General features: G+C 63.9%; 16 protein-coding genes. 7 read left to right on the forward strand and 9 right to left on the reverse strand.

What is annotated here, in order from left to right:
- Positions 1-175 precede the first annotated feature (175 nt).
- The gene (locus AB4Z48_RS33790; RefSeq protein ID WP_441622131.1) at positions 176-637 is read left to right on the forward strand and encodes a DUF6130 family protein; all 462 of its coding nucleotides are present in this window, start codon (positions 176-178) and stop codon (positions 635-637) included.
- Between the two features lie 98 nt (positions 638-735).
- On the opposite strand, the gene AB4Z48_RS33795 is transcribed toward AB4Z48_RS33790, so the two are convergent.
- Together AB4Z48_RS33795 and AB4Z48_RS33800 are read right to left on the reverse strand one after the other, a co-directional pair.
- On the reverse strand, positions 736-1365 hold the full coding sequence (locus AB4Z48_RS33795) for a trimeric intracellular cation channel family protein (protein ID WP_441622133.1): 630 nt from the start codon (positions 1363-1365) through the stop codon (positions 736-738).
- Complete coding sequence (locus AB4Z48_RS33800; RefSeq protein WP_441622135.1) at positions 1362-2627, reverse strand: amidohydrolase; 1266 nt, start codon at positions 2625-2627, stop codon at positions 1362-1364. Before AB4Z48_RS33800 ends, AB4Z48_RS33795 begins: the two co-directional genes overlap by 4 nt.
- A gap of 665 nt (positions 2628-3292) precedes the next feature.
- Between AB4Z48_RS33800 and AB4Z48_RS33805 the strand changes: the two genes are divergently transcribed.
- On the forward strand, positions 3293-3520 hold the full coding sequence (locus tag AB4Z48_RS33805) for a hypothetical protein (protein ID WP_441622136.1): 228 nt from the start codon (positions 3293-3295) through the stop codon (positions 3518-3520).
- Between the two features lie 64 nt (positions 3521-3584).
- Here AB4Z48_RS33805 and AB4Z48_RS33810 read toward each other — a convergent pair whose 3' ends face one another.
- Genes AB4Z48_RS33810 through AB4Z48_RS33825 form a run of 4 tightly spaced genes read right to left on the reverse strand, consistent with a single transcriptional unit; the run spans position 3585 to position 7713 of the window.
- A complete protein-coding gene (locus tag AB4Z48_RS33810) occupies positions 3585-4577 on the reverse strand; it encodes a Bug family tripartite tricarboxylate transporter substrate binding protein (protein ID WP_441622137.1) in 993 nt (330 codons plus the stop codon).
- A gap of 39 nt (positions 4578-4616) precedes the next feature.
- Entirely contained in the window at positions 4617-5603 is a 987-nt protein-coding gene (locus tag AB4Z48_RS33815; RefSeq protein ID WP_441622138.1) for a Bug family tripartite tricarboxylate transporter substrate binding protein, read from the reverse strand.
- A 59-nt stretch (positions 5604-5662) separates the two neighbouring features.
- Entirely contained in the window at positions 5663-6817 is a 1155-nt protein-coding gene (locus AB4Z48_RS33820) for a mandelate racemase/muconate lactonizing enzyme family protein (protein ID WP_441622140.1), read from the reverse strand.
- A gap of 11 nt (positions 6818-6828) precedes the next feature.
- Entirely contained in the window at positions 6829-7713 is an 885-nt protein-coding gene (locus AB4Z48_RS33825; protein ID WP_441622142.1) for a TauD/TfdA dioxygenase family protein, read from the reverse strand.
- Positions 7714-7827: 114 nt separating this feature from the next.
- Between AB4Z48_RS33825 and AB4Z48_RS33830 the strand changes: the two genes are divergently transcribed.
- Entirely contained in the window at positions 7828-8745 is a 918-nt protein-coding gene (locus AB4Z48_RS33830; RefSeq protein WP_441622144.1) for a LysR family transcriptional regulator, read from the forward strand.
- Between the two features lie 265 nt (positions 8746-9010).
- Here the strand turns inward: AB4Z48_RS33830 and AB4Z48_RS33835 are convergent, their stop codons facing one another.
- From AB4Z48_RS33835 to AB4Z48_RS33845, 3 genes are all read right to left on the reverse strand, one after another.
- Positions 9011-10318 (reverse strand): HipA domain-containing protein, encoded by a 1308-nt coding sequence (locus tag AB4Z48_RS33835; protein WP_441622146.1) that lies wholly within the window; start codon positions 10316-10318, stop codon positions 9011-9013.
- Positions 10311-10631, reverse strand: a complete 321-nt coding sequence (locus tag AB4Z48_RS33840) for a helix-turn-helix domain-containing protein (protein ID WP_441622148.1) — start codon at positions 10629-10631, stop codon at positions 10311-10313. Before AB4Z48_RS33840 ends, AB4Z48_RS33835 begins: the two co-directional genes overlap by 8 nt.
- 247 nt (positions 10632-10878) lie before the next feature.
- Entirely contained in the window at positions 10879-11727 is an 849-nt protein-coding gene (locus AB4Z48_RS33845; protein ID WP_441622150.1) for a helix-turn-helix domain-containing protein, read from the reverse strand.
- A gap of 499 nt (positions 11728-12226) precedes the next feature.
- On the opposite strand from AB4Z48_RS33845, the gene AB4Z48_RS33850 reads away from it, so the two are divergent.
- From AB4Z48_RS33850 to AB4Z48_RS33865, 4 genes are all read left to right on the forward strand, one after another.
- Positions 12227-13321 (forward strand): AAA family ATPase, encoded by a 1095-nt coding sequence (locus AB4Z48_RS33850; RefSeq protein ID WP_441622152.1) that lies wholly within the window; start codon positions 12227-12229, stop codon positions 13319-13321.
- The gene (locus AB4Z48_RS33855) at positions 13263-15224 is read left to right on the forward strand and encodes a hypothetical protein (RefSeq protein ID WP_441622154.1); all 1962 of its coding nucleotides are present in this window, start codon (positions 13263-13265) and stop codon (positions 15222-15224) included. The genes AB4Z48_RS33850 and AB4Z48_RS33855 overlap by 59 nt, the downstream gene beginning before the upstream one ends.
- A 135-nt stretch (positions 15225-15359) precedes the next feature.
- Positions 15360-16370: a GlxA family transcriptional regulator gene (locus tag AB4Z48_RS33860; protein ID WP_441622156.1), complete on the forward strand. Its 1011-nt coding sequence runs from the start codon at positions 15360-15362 to the stop codon at positions 16368-16370.
- 243 nt (positions 16371-16613) lie between these two features.
- Entirely contained in the window at positions 16614-17603 is a 990-nt protein-coding gene (locus AB4Z48_RS33865; RefSeq protein WP_441622190.1) for an SLAC1 anion channel family protein, read from the forward strand.
- Positions 17604-17607 lie beyond the last annotated feature (4 nt).

Below are 17607 nucleotides of genomic sequence, written 5' to 3' on the forward strand. Positions count from 1 at the left end.
CTGTCAGCCATCATGCGTAGTTGCTTGCGTCCCTTGAGGAAGGGGTGAATGGATCGACGTTGGCCGGGCGGCAAGGCCAGGCAGCCTTGATCTCGCGCGGAATGCCCCTGTCGCGCGGAATGCCCCTGACCGGCTCCCGCGCCAAGGCAACCCATCTGCGAAAAAGGACAACGTCATGCGCCCCACCTGGACATACCTTTCGGCCGCCATCATCGCGACAGCATGCTGCATCAGTGCATCGGCGCAAACGGCACAGGAAGCCATTCGCCCACCAGCCATTCTTCCGCTTAGCAACGAACCCGCACCCAAGCTGATACCGTACGCGCCACTTGCCGAACCGCTCGCACGCGGCGTGGTCATCGTCCAGTTCCGGACCGAGAACTTCCGTGTCATGCCGGTATTCGGCAAGCCCGCCGTCGACATCTCGCCCCGCGTCGGGCATCTGCACGTGACGGTAGACGACGCTCATGGCACGTGGGCGCATACGAGCGAGGACCCGATCATCGTCGTCGGGCTCTCGCCGGGGCCGCACAAGCTTCGCCTCGAACTGGCCGACCCGACCCACAAGATCCTGGCTGCCGAAGTCGTCGCCGTCACGGTGCCAGATCTGAAAGCCTCGTCTGCGCACCAGCATTGACGCGTTTTGTAAAGCGAACGCCTCCAGGGCGGGACACTCACCGGGGCGGGCGCGCGTGCATCGACCGGACGCGCAGCGGACGATGCACCGTCATGCACCTATTGCGCTACGTTGCCTCGGCGGACCACAGGCAGACTCCAAGAATAGCGCAATGCGAGAAGGCGGATCGCAAAGCATATCGACGCAGCGAACCAAGGGGTGACTGCCACCCTCCACTCCATGACTTGTCCCAGAACCTGGATGGATGCGCCGATCAGGGCCGCGAGCGCATAGATCTCCTTATGCAGGATGATCGGCACGCGATTGAGGACCACATCCCGTGCTAATCCACCGCCGACAGCAGTCACCATGCCGAGAATGATGGCAACTTCGATGTTGTGGCCAAACTGCAGCGCCTTGTGTGCACCAATGACCGCGAAGAAACCCAGGCCCAGCGAGTCAAAGAAGACGATTGGATGCTTAAGGTGGTCAATGATGGGACGCGCCCAGATCGCCAYGATCGAGGCTAATCCCGAGGTGGCAAGGTAACGCCAATCCGAGATGCCGGCCGGTGGCAAAGAACCAAGGCACAGGTCTCGAACGACGCCACCGCCACAAGCTGTCAGATAGCTGATGGCTACAATGCCAAACAGGTCGAGACGCCTTTGCTCGGCTGCGAGTGCGCCGCTGACTGCGAATGCGAAGGTGCCGAACAGGTCAACCGAGACAAAAAGACCGTGTTCCATCATGCCCCTTGAGATGCGCAAAGCCAGGCAGAGGCCGCCGTAAGCAACGCCTGCATGCCCGTCTCCAGCGTAGGATGAATGACCGGTGCAAACTTGGGGGAATGATTGCTCGGTATCTTGTTGATCTGCTTGGCCGCCTTGGCTTGCGCATAAACGTCCGGGTCGGTCCCGCCGACAAACCAGAACACGTATGGCACGTTCCAGGTGCGACCAAAGACGCTGAAGTCTTCACTGGCCGATGCCGGTGATGCTTCGTAGGCATTGTCGCCAAACTGAGCCTTGAAAAGGTCAGCGACGCTACCCGTGGCGGCAACATCGTTTTCGGTAAGCGGATACGAACTGAGCGTGGTGAACTCGGGGGCCCGCTCGGCATTCGACGCATCGCACTCGGCACAGCAAATCCGCCTGATAGACGCCAGCATGTACTCGCGCACGTCTTCATCGAACGTGCGCATATTGAGCTTTATCGTGGCTTCGTCTGGAATGATGTTTTCCTTGGTCCCCGCTTGCAGCGCCCCAATGGTCAGCACCGCATTTTCCATGGGCGAGATCTCACGCGAGACGATGGTCTGCAGGCGCAGCGTTGTGGAGGCGGCCATGATGACCGGGTCGATGGCAGTCTGAGGCTGAGAACCGTGGGAGCCGCGACCGAATAGCCTGATCTTCAGGCTATCGCCCGCCGACAGGATAATCCCGGGGCGGTAACTCACCGTGCCGCTCGCGCCCACCATGACATGCTGACCCAAAATGATGTCCGGCCTGGGCAAGCTTGCCTCCTGCCAGTCCTTGACCATGCTGCTGGCGCCGGCCGCCACCTCTTCCCCCGGCTGAAATACCACCATGACCGTACCCTTCCAGGCGTCCCGGTGCTCTGCAAGGATGCGGGAAGCGCCTAGCAGCCACGTCACGTGCATGTCATGCCCGCAGGAGTGGGCCACGTCGACCACCACGCCCTCGTCATCTGTGGCCTTGACTGTACTCGCRTAAGGCAAGCCGGTATTTTCGGCCATGGGCAACGCATCCATGTCCGCGCGGAGCATCACCGTCGCGCCCGGCCCGTTGCGCAACACGCCGACGACACCGGTCATGCCCACCCCGCGCGCCACCTGGTAACCGAGTGCTTCGATATAGTCCGCCGCGACCTTGGCGGTGCGGACCTCTTGCATGGAAAGTTCCGGATGCTGATGGAGATCCTTGTAGATCGTCTCGAGTTCCGACCGCAACTTGTCACTGCTGCTTGCCAAGGCCTGGACGAGTGCGTTCATGGAGAATCTCCCGACGTAGTTCTTCAGTGTATGCGTGATCTCACCGCCATGAGTGCCGCTCCGAGATGTGCTCCGTCGGCTGATGAGAATGCTGCGATGCGGGCTATGTACCAGCCGCAATACATCCATGCCGTCGCCACTCACCGGTACCAGCCAGCGAAAGTCCACGGTGCACCAGTTCAAGGTTCGCGATGGACCATGTCGCGGACTGGACGCGACCCGCTCAAATGTGTTCAAGGTCCCGCCTGAGTTCGGAGACGCACGAGTTCTTGAATTACCTGGACGCCGATAGACAGGTTTCGATATTACGGAACGCCTTGCTACAAGATCGGTGACGAATTCGGAGAAGAATGCGCGGCAGAGTCCAGGATTTCAGCTCCCCTCATCCATTAGCTCATTCTTCAGGCTGGCGGCTGCCCTTGCAATACGAGAAGACGTGAGATCGGCGCTGCGGCGCACTAATCCATCTGGATAATGGTTCGGTACGTGCCTGAGAGTATGATTTTCTCAGGGGACTGATTCATCGCGATTCACGCAGCGACGGGGGTGAAGGGGGAAGGCTACAACCGATACATCAGACTTCACGGCGTCAAGACACGTGCGCGCGGTACGGATATCACGGTGTCTTGGCAGAGTAAGCAGGGGTTCCCGTTCGAGGAGGCACAATGCATTGGATTGCGACTTTCAATGCCGGTCATGACCTTGCGAAGGGCACCCCTTCCATACCCCGGAATAGATCGGAAGCCGATCCCGAACCCCGCCGGACATTCATCCTGTTCCGGATCGTGGTAAACGGGCGCGGCACCTATTACGGTTTTTTCCAGCACGCCTGCGATGCCATTGCGGATGCGCTGGACCACGGCGCGTTCAGCGTCGCGGTGATCAGGGCCTAGCTGTCCCGGCTGTCAGGACGTACGCCCGCGCCGCCGCTCCGGATAAACGACACAGCGAAGCGACTCAGCGCTCCGCGCGCACGCCGGTGACCTGGGCGACTTGCCGCCAACGTGCGGCATCCTCCGCGATGAACTCGGCGAACTTCGCGCTGGTCATCGGTGTCACGATGCTGCCCTCGCGCGCGAGCCGCTCGCGCACCGCGGGAAGCTGCATGATCTTGAGCAAGGCATCGTTCAGCTTGGCAACGATGGCGCCAGGCGTGCCGGCTGGCGCCATCACGCCGGACCAGAAGCTGACCACGAAGTCCTGCTGCCCTTCCTGGATCATGGTCGGGACCTTTGACAGCGCCGGTAGCGGCTCCTGCGTAGTCACGGCAAGCGCCCTCACCTTGCCGCTTCTGATGTAGGGCAGCACCGGCAGCACGTTGCTGAACATGACCTGCACCTGGCCTGCCATCAGGTCGGCCATGGCCGGCCCGCCACCCTGGTACGGCACGTGTGTCCAGTCGAGCCCCGCTTTCTTCTTGAGCAGTTCAGTCGCCAGTTGCTGCGGCGAGCCCACTCCCGTCGACGCGTAGTTGACCGCCCCGGGATGCGCCTTCGAATAGGCCAGCAACTCGGCGATCGTCTTCGGTGCAAAGCTGGCATTCGATACCAGCACGAACGGTGAATCCGACAGCAGCGTCACCGGCACGAAATCGCGAGTCGGGTTGAAGCGCGTCCTGGCATCGACCGCCGGCGAGATCGTGACGTTGGCCGTGGCCAGCAGCAGGGTATAGCCGTCGGGCGCGGCGCGCGCGGCAAACTCGGTGCCGATCGCGCCGGACGCGCCGCCGCGATTGACCACCACGACCGGCTGTCCCAGTGCCTTCTGCAGTTCGGCCCCGACCACGCGGGCCAGGATGTCCGTGCCGCCGCCCGGCGGATAAGCCACCACCAGCTGGATGGGCTTGCTCGGGTAGCCGGCATCGGCCTGCGCCGGCACCGGTTGCGCCAGCAGCGGCACAGTGGCGAACGACGTAACCAATGCCGCCACCCACGATATTGCATGCTTCATGGTTGTCTCCATCCCGTTACCCGGGCTGTGCGCCCGACGCTATTCCGCCCGTACACCGCACTGCTGGACAATCTGCGCCCATTTGCGCACCTCTTCGCGGTGGAAGGCGGCGAACTGCTCCGGCGTATCGCCTTCGGGATCTACATATAGTGCCTTGATCTTCGTGCGCACGTCCGGCGCGGCAAGAACTTGCACAATGCCCGCATTGAGCACGCCCACAAGCTCTGCCGGGAGCTTCGCCGGAGCAAATACCCCGAACCATCCAATCTGTTGCAGCTCGGGCATGCCCTGTTCGCCAAAGGTAGGGACATCGGGCAGCAGCGGCGAGCGCTGCGGGGAATTCACCGCCAGGGCCCGGACCCGCCCTTCCTTGATGAACGGCACCACGGCCCCGCTGGTCACCACCATGGCGCTGATCTGGCCGCCGATCAGGTCGGTCAGTGCAGGGTTGCTGCCGCGATATGGCACATGGCGCATGTCCACGCCGGCCAGCTGCGCCATGCGGTGCCCCAGCAGGTGCTGCGGCAGCCCGATGCCGGGCGAGCCATAGGTGATGGAACCCGGCCTGGCTTTGGCAGCGGCCAGCAGTTCCTTCAGCGACCGGATCGGCGAGCTGGCCGACACCACCAACACTTCGGGCGCGGTCGCCACCAGGCTGATCGGCGTGAAGTCCTTGACGGGATCGTAGGGGCTGGGGTGATGCATGGCCGGCACGATGGCGTGCGTGGCTGCGTGGCCGAGGATCAGCGTGTAGCCGTCGGGCGCCGCGGACTGGACGTAGCGGGTGCCGATCAGACCGGAGGCGCCGGCGCGGTTCTCCACCACCACCGGCTGCTTCCAGAGCGCCGTCAGGCGTTCGGCCAGCAGACGCGCCAGGAAATCCGTGCCGCCGGATGGCGGGCCGGCCACCACCAGCTTGACGGGGCGCTCGGGGAAGGTGCCGGCGATGGCCGGCGCTGCGCCCGCCGCGAGTATCAGGGCGCTCAGGCCGCATGCTGCCGCGCGACGGCATTGGCTCAGAATCATGGTTGTCTCCTGACGCTTGGCGCGTGCCGTCTGTGCGGCACTACGCCAGTTGCGTTGCACTAACGGTAGCGGCGCGCAGCCCGAAACGGCTTGCTGTCCCGCGTATGGACGGCCAGCACGTGGCGATCCACCTCCGGCCAGTAGCCCGCGGGAATGCGGATGGCGCCGTGCTGGAACACCAGCGGATTAGCGAACAGACGCTCGCGCACCTTGAGGAAGCCGTTCATTTCTCCGGCGTTGTCGATGGTGCGCGCCGCGACACAGGCCTCCATCCAGCAGCCGATCTCGATCGACACGCCATCGCCCATCACCGGTGTCATGCCAAGCTCGCGGATGCGGTTCAGCGCATCGCGCAGCATCCCGGCGCTACCCACTTTCTTGAGCTTGAGTTTGACGAAGCCGACGTTGGCGATGGTGGCCGCGCGCTCGATGTGCTCAGGCCCGTAGATCGACTCGTCGAGCATCAACGGCACCGTCGATACCGCAGCCACCGCGGCGTTGTCATCCCAATCCTCCGCGCCACATGGCTGCTCCAGCAACTCGATGCCACCGGGATGCAGCCGTTGCGCAAAGGCGATGCCATGCGCGCGGCTGAAGCCGCGATTGGCATCAAGGCGAAGCGTGGCGCGGTCGCCCACGGCGTCCTGGATGATCTGCAGGCGATCGAGGTCGTCTTGCCAGGCATATCCCACCTTGACCTTCAGCGTGCGAAACCCTTGTTCGACCAGGCTGTCGACCTCTTCCCGGATCTGCGCGGCATCGTGCGCCTGGCACGGCGCCAGCAGCGGCACGGTGACATCGTGCGCGGGCCGCAGCATGGGCTCGCCGCCGAGCATGTCGAGGGCTGCCAGGATGGCGCTGACCACGCCGGGGTTGGGGAGCAGCCAGGCCATGGAAAGAGCTGCGGCGGAAGTGAAGCCCAGCCCCACTATCCGCTCGGCCAGCGTGCTGGCGACCTGCCAGGCGACTTCCATCGATTCATGGGTGTAGCCCGGGATGATCAGCGCCTCGCCCCAGCCGCTGCGCCCTTCGCTGTCGCGGATCTCGATGACGATGGGGTCGAACAGCGTCAGGTCGCCGGAGGACAGACGGTAAGGCGTCTTCAACGGAAACTCGAGATGGCGCACGATGACCTCGTCGATCGTGGCCGAAGAAACCGGTGCGTCGTCGAGGCCCTGCGCGGTACGCTCCGGGGCGCCGGGGATAGCGTTCATGGCTGCTCCCCTCATACCACGGCTTCGCCGGTGATTTGAGTACGGTACATCAGGCGGCGCGTGCTCGGGTCGAAGCTGTCGCGCCGGTGCATGGTGCAGCGGTTGTCCCACAGGATGACGTCGCCCAGCTGCCACTGCTGGACCCACACGAACTCCGGCCTGGTCGCATGCGCCCATAGCGCATCGAGCAAGGCTTCGCTTTCCTCGAGCGGCACGCCCGGCAGGCAGGCATTGCGGCGGCGGCCCAGGAACAGGCAGCGCTTGCCAGTGACCGGATGGGTCCGCACCACCGGATGCACGGCGCCGATGGTATGGCGCGGATCGGTGGTGTCGGCAAAGCCCCGGCGCAGTTCGCCGGCACTGTTGCGGCTGGCGTCGTGCACGCACTGGAGCTGGCCGGCACGCGCCTTCAGCTCGGCCGGCAGCGTATCGTAGGCCATGTACATGTTGGCGAAATGGGTGTCGCCTCCGCTGGGCGGGATCTCCACCGCATACAGGGCGCTCCCTTTTGGAGGGGTCGGATTGTAGGTCATGTCCGAATGCCACACGGCCTCGTATGAGCCCAGGCCGCCCACCGGCTTGCCATCCACCAGGACATTGGAAATCACGGTGATCTCGGGATGCTGCCAGTCGAAGTCCTTGCCCATTTTCTGGCTGGCTACCGGCGCACGATCCAGTTCGCCGAACAGGCGCGAGAAATCGGCCAGTTGCTGCAACGACAGCTCGCCATTGCCACGGAAACGCAGCACCAGGTGGTCGGCCCAGGCTTGGCGCACCTCGTCGATCTGTTCAGGGGAAAGCCCGGCGCGGAGATCGACGCCGATGATGTCGGCGCCCAACGCCTTCCCGGACGGCATGACTTCGATGGTGCTGAGGGCGAGTGCTGCGTTGTTCATCGCGGTGTCCTTTGAGGGGAGGAATGACTCCACAGTAGGGCCCGCGCATTTATCCGTCCAATTTCATTATGTGATAGATTTATCCAACGGAGCTATATATCGATGACATCCCGCGTGACACTGCGACAGCTCGAAGCATTCCTGGCGGTCGGGCATACCCTGAGCTTCAGCGAGGCGGCCCGCCAGGTGCACTTGTCGCAACCGGCACTGAGCGCGACTGTGCGCAAGCTCGAAGAAAAGGTTAGCGCGCAGCTTTTCGACCGTACCACCCGCCACGTGGCCCTGACCCCCGTGGGCACCGAACTGCTCGGCGCCGTGGAAGGCCTGTTCGAGAATTTTGACAGCGCGTTCGCCGGCATCCGCGATTTCGTCGAGGGCAAGCGCGGCCGGCTCGCCATTGCCGCCTCGCCGTCGCTGGCGGCGGCGTTCCTGCCGGAAGTCATCGTCGCCTTCGAAGCCGTGCACCCGGCCGTGGTCGTGCAGGTGCACGACGTGCTGTCCGACGTGGCGCTGGAGATGGTGCGGCAAGGGGTGGTCGATCTTGCGCTGGCGCCCGCGACTGGCAGCGAGCATGACCTGACCCAGCGCGAGTTGTTCCAGGACAGCCTGGTGCTCCTGTGCCATGACCAGCACCCGCTCGCGCGCTCGCGCACGGTCACCTGGCAGCAGCTGCAGCCGCATCGGCTGGTGTCGCTGACGGGCACCAGCAGCGTGCGCCACCTGATGGAGGCGACCTACCTGCAACAGGGGCATCCGCTGAAGCCAGCGTTTGAGGTCGAGCACGCCAGCACGGTTATCGGCTTCGTGGCGAACGGACTGGCTGTGGGAATCCTGCCGCTGTCGCTGCTGCCGCTGGTCCGGGTCGGTCAAGTGACCATTCGGCGCGTGGTCAAACCCGAGATCCAGCGGACCATTTCCGCGCTCACGCTGAAGGGACGAACACCCTCGCCCGCGGCGACTGGCTTCCTTGAACTCTGCGCCGAGTTTGCACAGCGGCACGCTAGTGCAAATCGCGGCAGGAATACCCGTTGAGCAGAGCGCGTGGAATGGAGCCCTCTTTCGAAGCGCGCCGGCGGCGTAGTCGACCTTATAGCAGTCGATGCCGGGTAGGCGGGCCTGCGTCCGTCTTCCCGAGTGCAGCGCGGTCGAAATGACCAGGCAACCCTCTCGGGTCTTATCGGGCAGGACGCTCCACGGAGGATGACGGGACCCGATAGGCTGCGCAGGAACGCGACAACGTTTCGCATCTCCTTCTGCGTCAAGCGGGTGGGGGAAGTGGCCTCCGGAATTGCGAGGATCAAGCAAGTTGCCGAGTCATGTCGGCAATGATGTTGTGCTGGATTGCCCGCAGGCACCGCATTTCGCCGCCGAAGGTTGCCGCGAGATCCGGCCGCTGCTTCAACAGTTCAGCGTTCTCGTCTTCAGCGCGGGCATGGAGCGCCGCCGCTGCCGGCATGATTGACCGAAGCTGGACGTCGAGCCGGCGCTCAGCCGTCCGGGCCGTCAAACCGAGTTCCCTGCCAGCTTCGATCATCACGGTGCGGTCGATGTCGCGAAAAAACTCCCTCCCCTGAATCGGCCAAGCAAGCCTGACATCGGGCCAGAGTTGCTTGTCGAAAGCGCGCGTGGAATAGACCGTTTCACTCAACAAATCGTAGAACGGAGCTAGCGCGATACCATTGGCCGACACGAGAAAACTCAGGTTCTTCAAGTGGGCATCGGCATTTCCGACTAACAGGTTGAACACGAGCCAGTCAAAGAGCCGGGGCCTTTCGAGCGCTGGGGATCGGCACATGTTTGCCAGGCGTGACAGCGACTCAATGCTCCCTTGATCATACTTGAACGTACGCGAGAGATTGAGCATCTGGCAGGCATCAATGCTATGCAGCCGCCCCCAGTTCCCTTCTTTCTCCTGTCGATCAAACCGGCGAATGAGATAGACAGGCGAAGGGACATACCGCCGGCTCACCGTGGGCACCGCCAGCCCGAGCTGAGCGGCGAGTGACATCACGAACCATTCGTTGATGACAGAATGCGGGTAGTCGTCAGCATCCTGATGGTCCGGCTTGAGAATGTGGGTTGAGGGTGCATTACCGCCCGGTTCAAGCAGCGCTGCGTCGCGCACGACGATGGCAAGCTTGTGCTGAGCGCCGGCCAGCGACATCTTCTTCAGGGCATCGTGAGTGAGGGGAACCCGTGGCAACGCACGAATGCGTCCTTCCAGCACATCATCCGGTAACGCACGAAGCTCGGGTTCCGCTGGATCCTTTCCTTGCCCCAAAAGCGTCAGCGAACCTGCGGACTCGGAACCGTAATACGCCAATAGCGCGAAGGCATCAGCTTCATTCTTGATCCCCGCATCGCGTGCCATCAGCGAGCGCTGAGCCTCCTCCGGCAACAGGTTGTCGAAGAACCACTGTATCGCCCGGTTCGTTCCGCCGTCGATTTGACGATGCGTCTGCAATGGTAGCGCGGGACTCAGTTGGAAGGCTTCCGCATTGGAGAGCCAGGCCTCGTCATATTGAAACGACCAGATGTCCTGACTCCCATCGAGTCTTCCCACCTTCTGGCCGTTGATGCTTGCGAGAAGGCTGCGCTCAGCCATGGCTGCCCTCATCTGCGCGGGCCGCCCTCAATCGACTCGCACGGCTCTGCCTGTTCGCAAGCTTGACGCGCTCAACCTGCACGGCTTCTGACGTCACGTTGGGGAGATCAAGTTGCATGTGAATCCCCAACCCCTCAAGCACCTGGAACAACTTGCCCCATTGGATGCCCTCCGCGCCGTTCTCGACGCGCACCATGAACGTCTCGCTCACGCCGATACTGCCCGCGGCGTCGTCCTGGCGTATGCCGCCAGATTTCCGCGCCGCACGGACCAGCGCACCAATGTCGGAGGCACTTTGCACTCTCACTTGCATGAAAATCTCCGCAGTTTAAAAGATTTTACACCAGCGACCTGATGCCAGCCAAAAATCTTCTAAAACGCACAGATAATTCGAGAGCCCGCCACCTGCACGCTAAAATCTATAGAATTACATAGATTTTGTGACACAAGCGGCCAGGGCGCCCGGCTTCTGCAAGTGATCCTAGTAATACATGTGTTTGCGTCCCCTAGCTGTCCGGTGAGTCAGCAGCACAAACGCAACTACCTGTCTTGTCGGCGAACTAAACAGGCATGGCCAGATGTGCCGGATCACCCRCTGCCCGCATGGCTACAGGCTTGCGTGCACGTGCTCCCGCCGACCGGGCATCGCGCGTGCCATCGCGAAAAATTGCGGGCGTCATGGCGGTGGCCTTGCGGAATACCGAGGTCATGTGACTCTGACTGACGAACCCGACTTCGAGCGCAATCTCGGCGAGCCCCTGCGTCCCACAAAGAAGCAACTCTCTGACGCGCTCAACGCGGCATTGCGTCAGGTATTGATGTGGACTCAGGCCCGTCGCCAGCCTGAACTGTCGCGAGAAATGCGACGGGCTGACAGCCGCGACGCCGGCGAGTTCTGCCAGGCTGACATCACCGGCCAGATTGGCCTGGATGTAGTCGATCACGCGGCTCAAGACGTGCCTGGGCAAGCCATCGGCGCATGCCGGCACCCTCCGCGCGGAACCGTACATCTGGAGCAAATGCACGGCCAGCACCTGCGCCATTGCGTCGAGATACAGCAAAGGCACTGGATGCCCGCAGGCAATGTCCGCGCGCAGCGAGTCGCCGATTCTGCGCAGGAACATGTCAAGCGCCGTATAGCTCTCCCACACCATCCAGTGACGCAGGCCGCGCGTCTCGGCGACATCCGCCATGACGTCGGGCGACAGAAAAAGGGCGATCAGGCCGGCATTCCGTTTCCACGAGACCGCGTGCGGCTGCTCCGCCGGGATCACCGACACATGATGTCCGCCCACGCTTGCCCTCGCGGTTCGTCCGGCAGCCGTCTGATACCGGATCTCGACGCAGGTTCCGGCAAGGGGGATGGCGATCTCGATGGCACCGTGCGTCTTTTCTTCGCCGCTCTCCATGCGCGACGTGCCGGGCACAACGACCGTCAGTGCCGGTGAGCTAAGCGCTCTCGTTCGATGGTCCGCGACACAAGCAGTCTCTTGCCCTGACTGTCCCCCGGCCCGCAATGTACTAGCGTACATGGCGAATCCGGCTGCCACGACATGCGGATGGGGCATGCACATGCCTGGCCGCCTTCAGTAGCGCGGCAATCCGGTGCAGGCCACCGCATCGCCACGCGCCATCGATGCGGTGCCGCACCGCCATGCGCCGTACCGCGCGCATCCATGCCGTGCCAGTGCCGCGATCGCGGCGCGAATCTGTCCATGCCGTACTCATGACTTCCTCCATGCCCTCTGGCGTGCCCACGCTTGCCGCATCGCAGCATGGCACCACCGCGCCGCCGACAGATCAACCACCGGCTCCATTCCAGCGTAGAAGCGTGACCGTGGAGCGCCTAACATGAACGCGTGGAAGATGCGTGAGTTCTGGGTGGCATTTCCGTGAGAGGCTGACATCGTGGCTACGGGTTATACGTTTGCGCCATTCCGTGTCGATCTCGGGGACGAGCGACTGTGGCGGGGGACCACTCTCCTGCAGGTCCGGCCCAAGACGTTCGCCATGCTGGCCTACCTGCTCGAACATCCGGACCGCCTCGTCACTCACGAGGAACTGCACCGCAATGTCTGGGGTCACTGCCACGTCAGTGAAAGCCTGCTGCGGGGCTATATCCGCGAACTACGACAGGTACTGGGTGACAATGCGGCGACGCCCGCCTTCATCGAGACAGTTCCCCGCCGCGGTTACCGCTTCATCGCCCCAGTCACAGCCGTCCAGGCCGCCGCTGCGGGTGCACCCATGCCGGAGGTTTGCGAATCGCCCGCTCCAGGGCTGGTCGGCCGGGAACGCGAGCGCGCCGCATTGCACGCCTGCCTCGAACGATGCCTTGGGGGCGCGAGGCAGATCGTTTTCATCACCGGCGAACCCGGCATCGGCAAGACCGTCCTTCTCGACAGCTTCCTTTCCGAGTGCCAGCGCGTGCCCGGAGCGGTCGTCGCCTTCGGCCAGTGCATTGAACTTTATGGGCAAGGCGAGCCATATCTGCCCTTGTTGCAGGCCCTGGACACCATCTGCCGCGACGGGTACCACAACAGGCTGCCCGAACTGCTTGCCGAGCATGCACCAAGCTGGCTGATGCAACTCGGGGGTCTGGTGACCGAGACCCAGCGGTCCGCCTTGCAGCAGCGCACGGCAGGAACGACACAGGCCCGCATGCTGCGGGAACTCGTCACGGTGCTGGAGGTGATCGCCCGTAGCACGTTGCTTGTCGTTGCCCTGGAAGACCTTCAGTGGAGCGATTACTCCACGGTCGATCTGGTCTCCCTGCTGGCGCGCGGGCGGGCGCCGGCCCGCCTGCTTCTTGTCGGCACATATCGGCACATATCGGCCCGCCGACGTTCTGGCCACGGAGCACCCCATCCGCCACGTCGCGCACGCACTCGACAGGCTCGACAATTGCACGGTGCTCCGCCCGGGTGGCCTGGACCGCGCCGCCGTGAAGCAGCTTCTCGAACACCGGTTTGCGGATCCTGCCCTGGCCGGGACCCTGGCTGAAGCACTGCATTGCTGCGCGGACGGCAATCCCCTGTTCCTTGCCGCGCTGATCAATGATCTGGTCGCCCGCGAACGGGTGCGGCACGTGGCTGGCCGCTGGATGCTGGCGGTGCCGGTCGAGGAAGTGACGGCGCACGTTCCAGAGAGCCTGCGCGAGCTGATCGAAGCCGACATGGATCGCCTCGATGCCGACTCGCAACGGATGATCGAGGCCGCGAGCGTGATCGGAATCGACTTTGACAGTGGGGCCCTCGCCTACGCGCTGGCGACCGACGAATTGGATGTCGCCGCCCGTTGCGACAACCTGGCGCGCGTGCAGCGCTATCTGCGCCGGGTCGAGACCGATGAGGAGGCGACCGGCGTTACCCTCTCGCACTATGCCTTCCTGCATGCCTTGTATCAACAGATTGGCTTGCACCGGAGTTCGGCGGCCCAGCGGGAGATCTGGCACCGACGCATCGCAGGCTATCTCGAGAGCCGCTACGGTGAACAGGTCGAAGAGGTGGCCGCCGAACTGGCCATCCACCTCGAGCGGACCGGCAACTATGCGCGTGCCGCGCATTACTACACGCTCGCGGCCGAGCGCGCCTCTGCGCGCCCTGCGCATCCGGAGGCGGTGCGGCACTTCCGCCGGGGACTGTCCCTGCTGGAGCAGACGCAAGCCAGTGCAGAGCGCGACGCCCATGAATTGCGCATCCAGGTCGGGATGGGCCCATCGCTGATCGCGACCGCCGGCATTGCCAGTCCCGACTTCGAGATTGCCTACTTGCGGGCGCGCGTACTGATCGACCGTCTGGACATGCCCGCGCAGCTCGACAGGGTGCGACATGGCCTGGCCGTCGCCGCGCTCGCCCGCTGCCAGTTTGCTCGCGCGCAGTCGTACGCGCTGGAACTGGAGGCATCGGCGCGACACCAGCAAGACGCCGCACTACTGGCCGACTCGCTCTGGCCGAAGGGGCTCGTGCACCTCTACCGGGGGGAGCTGGCATCGGCCCTGACCTGTCTCGCGGAAATCGACCATGCATACGACAGCGCCAGCGCCCGGCTGCGCCAGCCGCTGTCGGGCCATGATGCGGCGGTGGTCGCCCACGGCGGGCGTGCCTGGGCGCTTTGGATGCTTGGATATCCCGACCAGGCCCTGGCCATGGCCCGGCAAGGTCTGACGCTGGCACTGGCTACCGGCTTGCCGTTCGTGCATGCCAATGCGCTGAACTGGCTCGGCATCACCTGCGTGATGCGACGCGAAACCGAGTCTGCCGCCAACGCGGCGGCTGCCGAAATCGACATCGGCGAGGCACACGGCTTCCGCTTCTGGCACACCCAGGGTCACCTGATCCAGGGCTGGGTGCGCACGTTGAACTCCGGCAACGTGCGCGATCTCGATGCCATGGAGCAGGCGATCCGCGAGCGCCAGGCGCTCGCCCCCATCGGCATCTCCGGCATCGTCTGCCTGCATGCGGAGGCCTGCCTGGCAGCCGGGGAGATTTATCACGGCCTGGCCGTGGTAGACGAAGGACTGGAGCGCGCGATGTCTGGCGAGGAACGCGCATGGCTACCTGAGTTGCTGCGGCTGAAGGGCGACTTGCTGGGCAGACACGCGACCGACGCGACTGCCGATGCCGGCGCCTCCCCCCGGGAGGCACGCGAATGCCTGATCAATGCCATCGAGGCCGCGCAAACCATGTCCGCAAGGTCGTGGGAGTTGCGCGCCGCACTCAGTCTGGCGAGATTGACGGCAGCCGCGCCGGCAGCGTCCGAGACGTCCGCCGCCTTGGCACGGCTGGCGGCGTGCTACGAGCGCTTTACGGAGGGGTGGCGCACATCCGACCTCGCCGAGGCGGCCGCCTTGCTCGGCAGGCCACTCGCAGGCCACGCAAATGGCGCCGGTCTCCTGCAGGGTTGATGCGTCAGCGGATTTTGACAGGGATCGCCTGTTTCTGGCAGACGGTACGCGCCCCTGCCCCCTATCCTTCTACGACCTCGAACCAGCGCCGCAACGCTGTCAAAAGATGGGCGCAATGCGGCAGGAGTCGTCGCCATGCACATTGCCCTTCTTGCACTGCCCGGGGTCCAGATGCTCGACCTCGCGGGCCCAATGGACGTATTCAGCGAGGCTTGCCGTCAACTCGGCGATCCCGGCGCATACACGCTGCAACTGCTATCACCAGACACGGCACCGATCGCCGCGTCAAACGGCGTACGCTTCCTGCCCGACGCCTCGCTCGAGCAAGCGCGGCACGACATCGATACGCTGCTGGTGGCCGGCGGGCCGCATATCGCAGCGTACGAGGAGGACGGCCCGCTGATCGATTGGCTGGCCCGGCAGGCTACCCAGGTCAGGCGCCTGGGCTCGTTCTACGCTGGCGCCTTCCTGCTGGCGCGGGCGCGCCTGCTGGCAGGCCGACGCGCGACCACGCACTGGCGAACCTGCGCGCGCCTCGCGATGGCTTATCCGGACATCCGTATCGAGCCGGACCATATTTATGTGAAGGACGGCCCGGTCTACACCTCGGCCGGCGTCACGGCGGGCATGGATCTGGCGCTCGCCATGGTCGAGGAAGATTTCGGCAACGGCCTGGCATTGCAGGTGGCGCAAGAGCTTGTGATGTACCTTAAGCGCGCCGGGGCGCAACCCCAACTGAGTCTCCAGCTTGCGGTCCAATCCAGCGAGCAGAATGCGATGCGCGATATCCAGGAATGGATCCTCGACGACGTGGCACGCGACCTGACCGTGGAGGCGCTCGCCCAACGGGCGGGCATGAGCGTGCGCAACTTCTCGCGACTGTTCAAGCGCGAGACGCTGACAACGCCAGCCGACTTTGTCGAGCTCGCCCGCGTGGACATGGCGAGGCGCCTGCTGGTGCAGAGTGGCACGCCTCTCAAGAGGATCGCCTACCAATGCGGTTTCAACGGGCAGAACGGACTGCGCCGCGCATTTGTGCGCCGCCTTTCCCTGAGCCCGATCGCCTATCGGCAACTTCACCGCAGCAGCGCCCCCGCTGCGCTGTTCCGGTCAGTTGGACCGCCCGCGTCAGCCCAGCCGTGGTGACCATTGGCAGATAGCTCCCACGTGACCTCGATGGCTTTCGTCCTTCGCGCGGCCCCCGGTCGGGCCGTCTTCTTCCTGGGCGAGACGGATTCGTCTTGTGGCTCCCAAGTCCACCACGTTGGCTGAAACTGACACATCGCCCTCCTTTCGGACTTCCAATCCCGCTTCCATAATCCTTTCAACGCAATCCCGGGCCGCCCCATCACACGAGGTGGCCGGATGTTCAAGGACGCAGAGGACATCATGAATATCGCCTCCACGACCGTAGCCCCCACGCATCATCAGCGCAGCTCGGTCAAGCATCTTCACGTCAACCTGTTCGGTGCCGTCATGGGCCTGTCCGGCCTGTCCCTGGCATGGCGCGGTGCCCATAAGGTCTTTGGTGCCGACCTGTTCGTCGCCGACGCTGTCGGCGTCGTGGCCATGGCCACTTTCCTGGCGCTCACCGCCGGCTACCTCGCCAAGTGGCGGCTCTATCCCGCAGCCGTGAAGGCGGAGTTCAACCATCCGATCGCCGGCAACTTCTTCGGCACCGTGACCATTGCCATCCTGCTGCTGTCGTCGATCGTCGGCACCTACAGCGAAGGCCTCGGACAGATTGTCTGGACGATCGGCACCGTCCTCACCATCGCGTTCACGTTCGTCATTGCCGGTCGCCTGCTCCGTGGCAGCGAGGATCCGGCGCACGCCGCGCCGGCATGGCTGATTCCGGGTGTCGCGACGCTGGACATCGCCGTCGCCGGCGGCACCATGCCGATGGCGTGGGCGCATGAAGTCAACATGTTTGCCATTGCCGTGGGCACGATGGTGGCACTGGTGTTCTTCACCATGATCTTTTCCCGCGTGGTCCATCACGAGCCGCTTCCCAGCGGCATGGTCCCCTCGCTGATGATCATGATCGCGCCCTTCGAAGTGGGTTTCCTTGCCTATGTCAACATCACCGGGCACGTCGACATGTTCGCGGGCCTGCTGTTCTACTTCGGCTTGTTCCTGTTCATCGCGCTGTCGTTCAAGGTGTTCCGCCGCTCCATTCCGTTCGCGGCGTCGTGGTGGGCAATCAGCTTCCCCATGGCGGCCCTGGCCAATGCCGCCCTGAAATATGCCCTCTACGCCGACACGTGGGTGCTCACGTCCCTGGCCGGTCTTATCCTCTTCCTGCTCAGCACCGTGATCCTCGTGCTGCTGGTACGGACGCTGTACAGGCTGTTCACGCACCGGCTGCTGGTGGGTTGACGCG

Source organism: Cupriavidus sp. 2TAF22 (assembly GCF_052115045.1).
Taxonomy (GTDB): Bacteria; Pseudomonadota; Gammaproteobacteria; order Burkholderiales; family Burkholderiaceae; genus Cupriavidus.

Coding starts and splice junctions, on each gene's coding strand:
- AB4Z48_RS33790 (WP_441622131.1), top strand. CDS start 176: ATGCGCCCCACCTGGACATACCTTTCGGCCGCCATCATCGCGACAGCA.
- AB4Z48_RS33805 (WP_441622136.1), top strand. CDS start 3,293: ATGCATTGGATTGCGACTTTCAATGCCGGTCATGACCTTGCGAAGGGC.
- AB4Z48_RS33810 (WP_441622137.1), bottom strand. CDS start 4,577: ATGAAGCATGCAATATCGTGGGTGGCGGCATTGGTTACGTCGTTCGCC.
- AB4Z48_RS33815 (WP_441622138.1), bottom strand. CDS start 5,603: ATGATTCTGAGCCAATGCCGTCGCGCGGCAGCATGCGGCCTGAGCGCC.
- AB4Z48_RS33820 (WP_441622140.1), bottom strand. CDS start 6,817: ATGAACGCTATCCCCGGCGCCCCGGAGCGTACCGCGCAGGGCCTCGAC.
- AB4Z48_RS33825 (WP_441622142.1), bottom strand. CDS start 7,713: ATGAACAACGCAGCACTCGCCCTCAGCACCATCGAAGTCATGCCGTCC.
- AB4Z48_RS33835 (WP_441622146.1), bottom strand. CDS start 10,318: ATGGCTGAGCGCAGCCTTCTCGCAAGCATCAACGGCCAGAAGGTGGGA.
- AB4Z48_RS33840 (WP_441622148.1), bottom strand. CDS start 10,631: ATGCAAGTGAGAGTGCAAAGTGCCTCCGACATTGGTGCGCTGGTCCGT.
- AB4Z48_RS33860 (WP_441622156.1), top strand. CDS start 15,360: ATGCACATTGCCCTTCTTGCACTGCCCGGGGTCCAGATGCTCGACCTC.
- AB4Z48_RS33865 (WP_441622190.1), top strand. CDS start 16,614: ATGAATATCGCCTCCACGACCGTAGCCCCCACGCATCATCAGCGCAGC.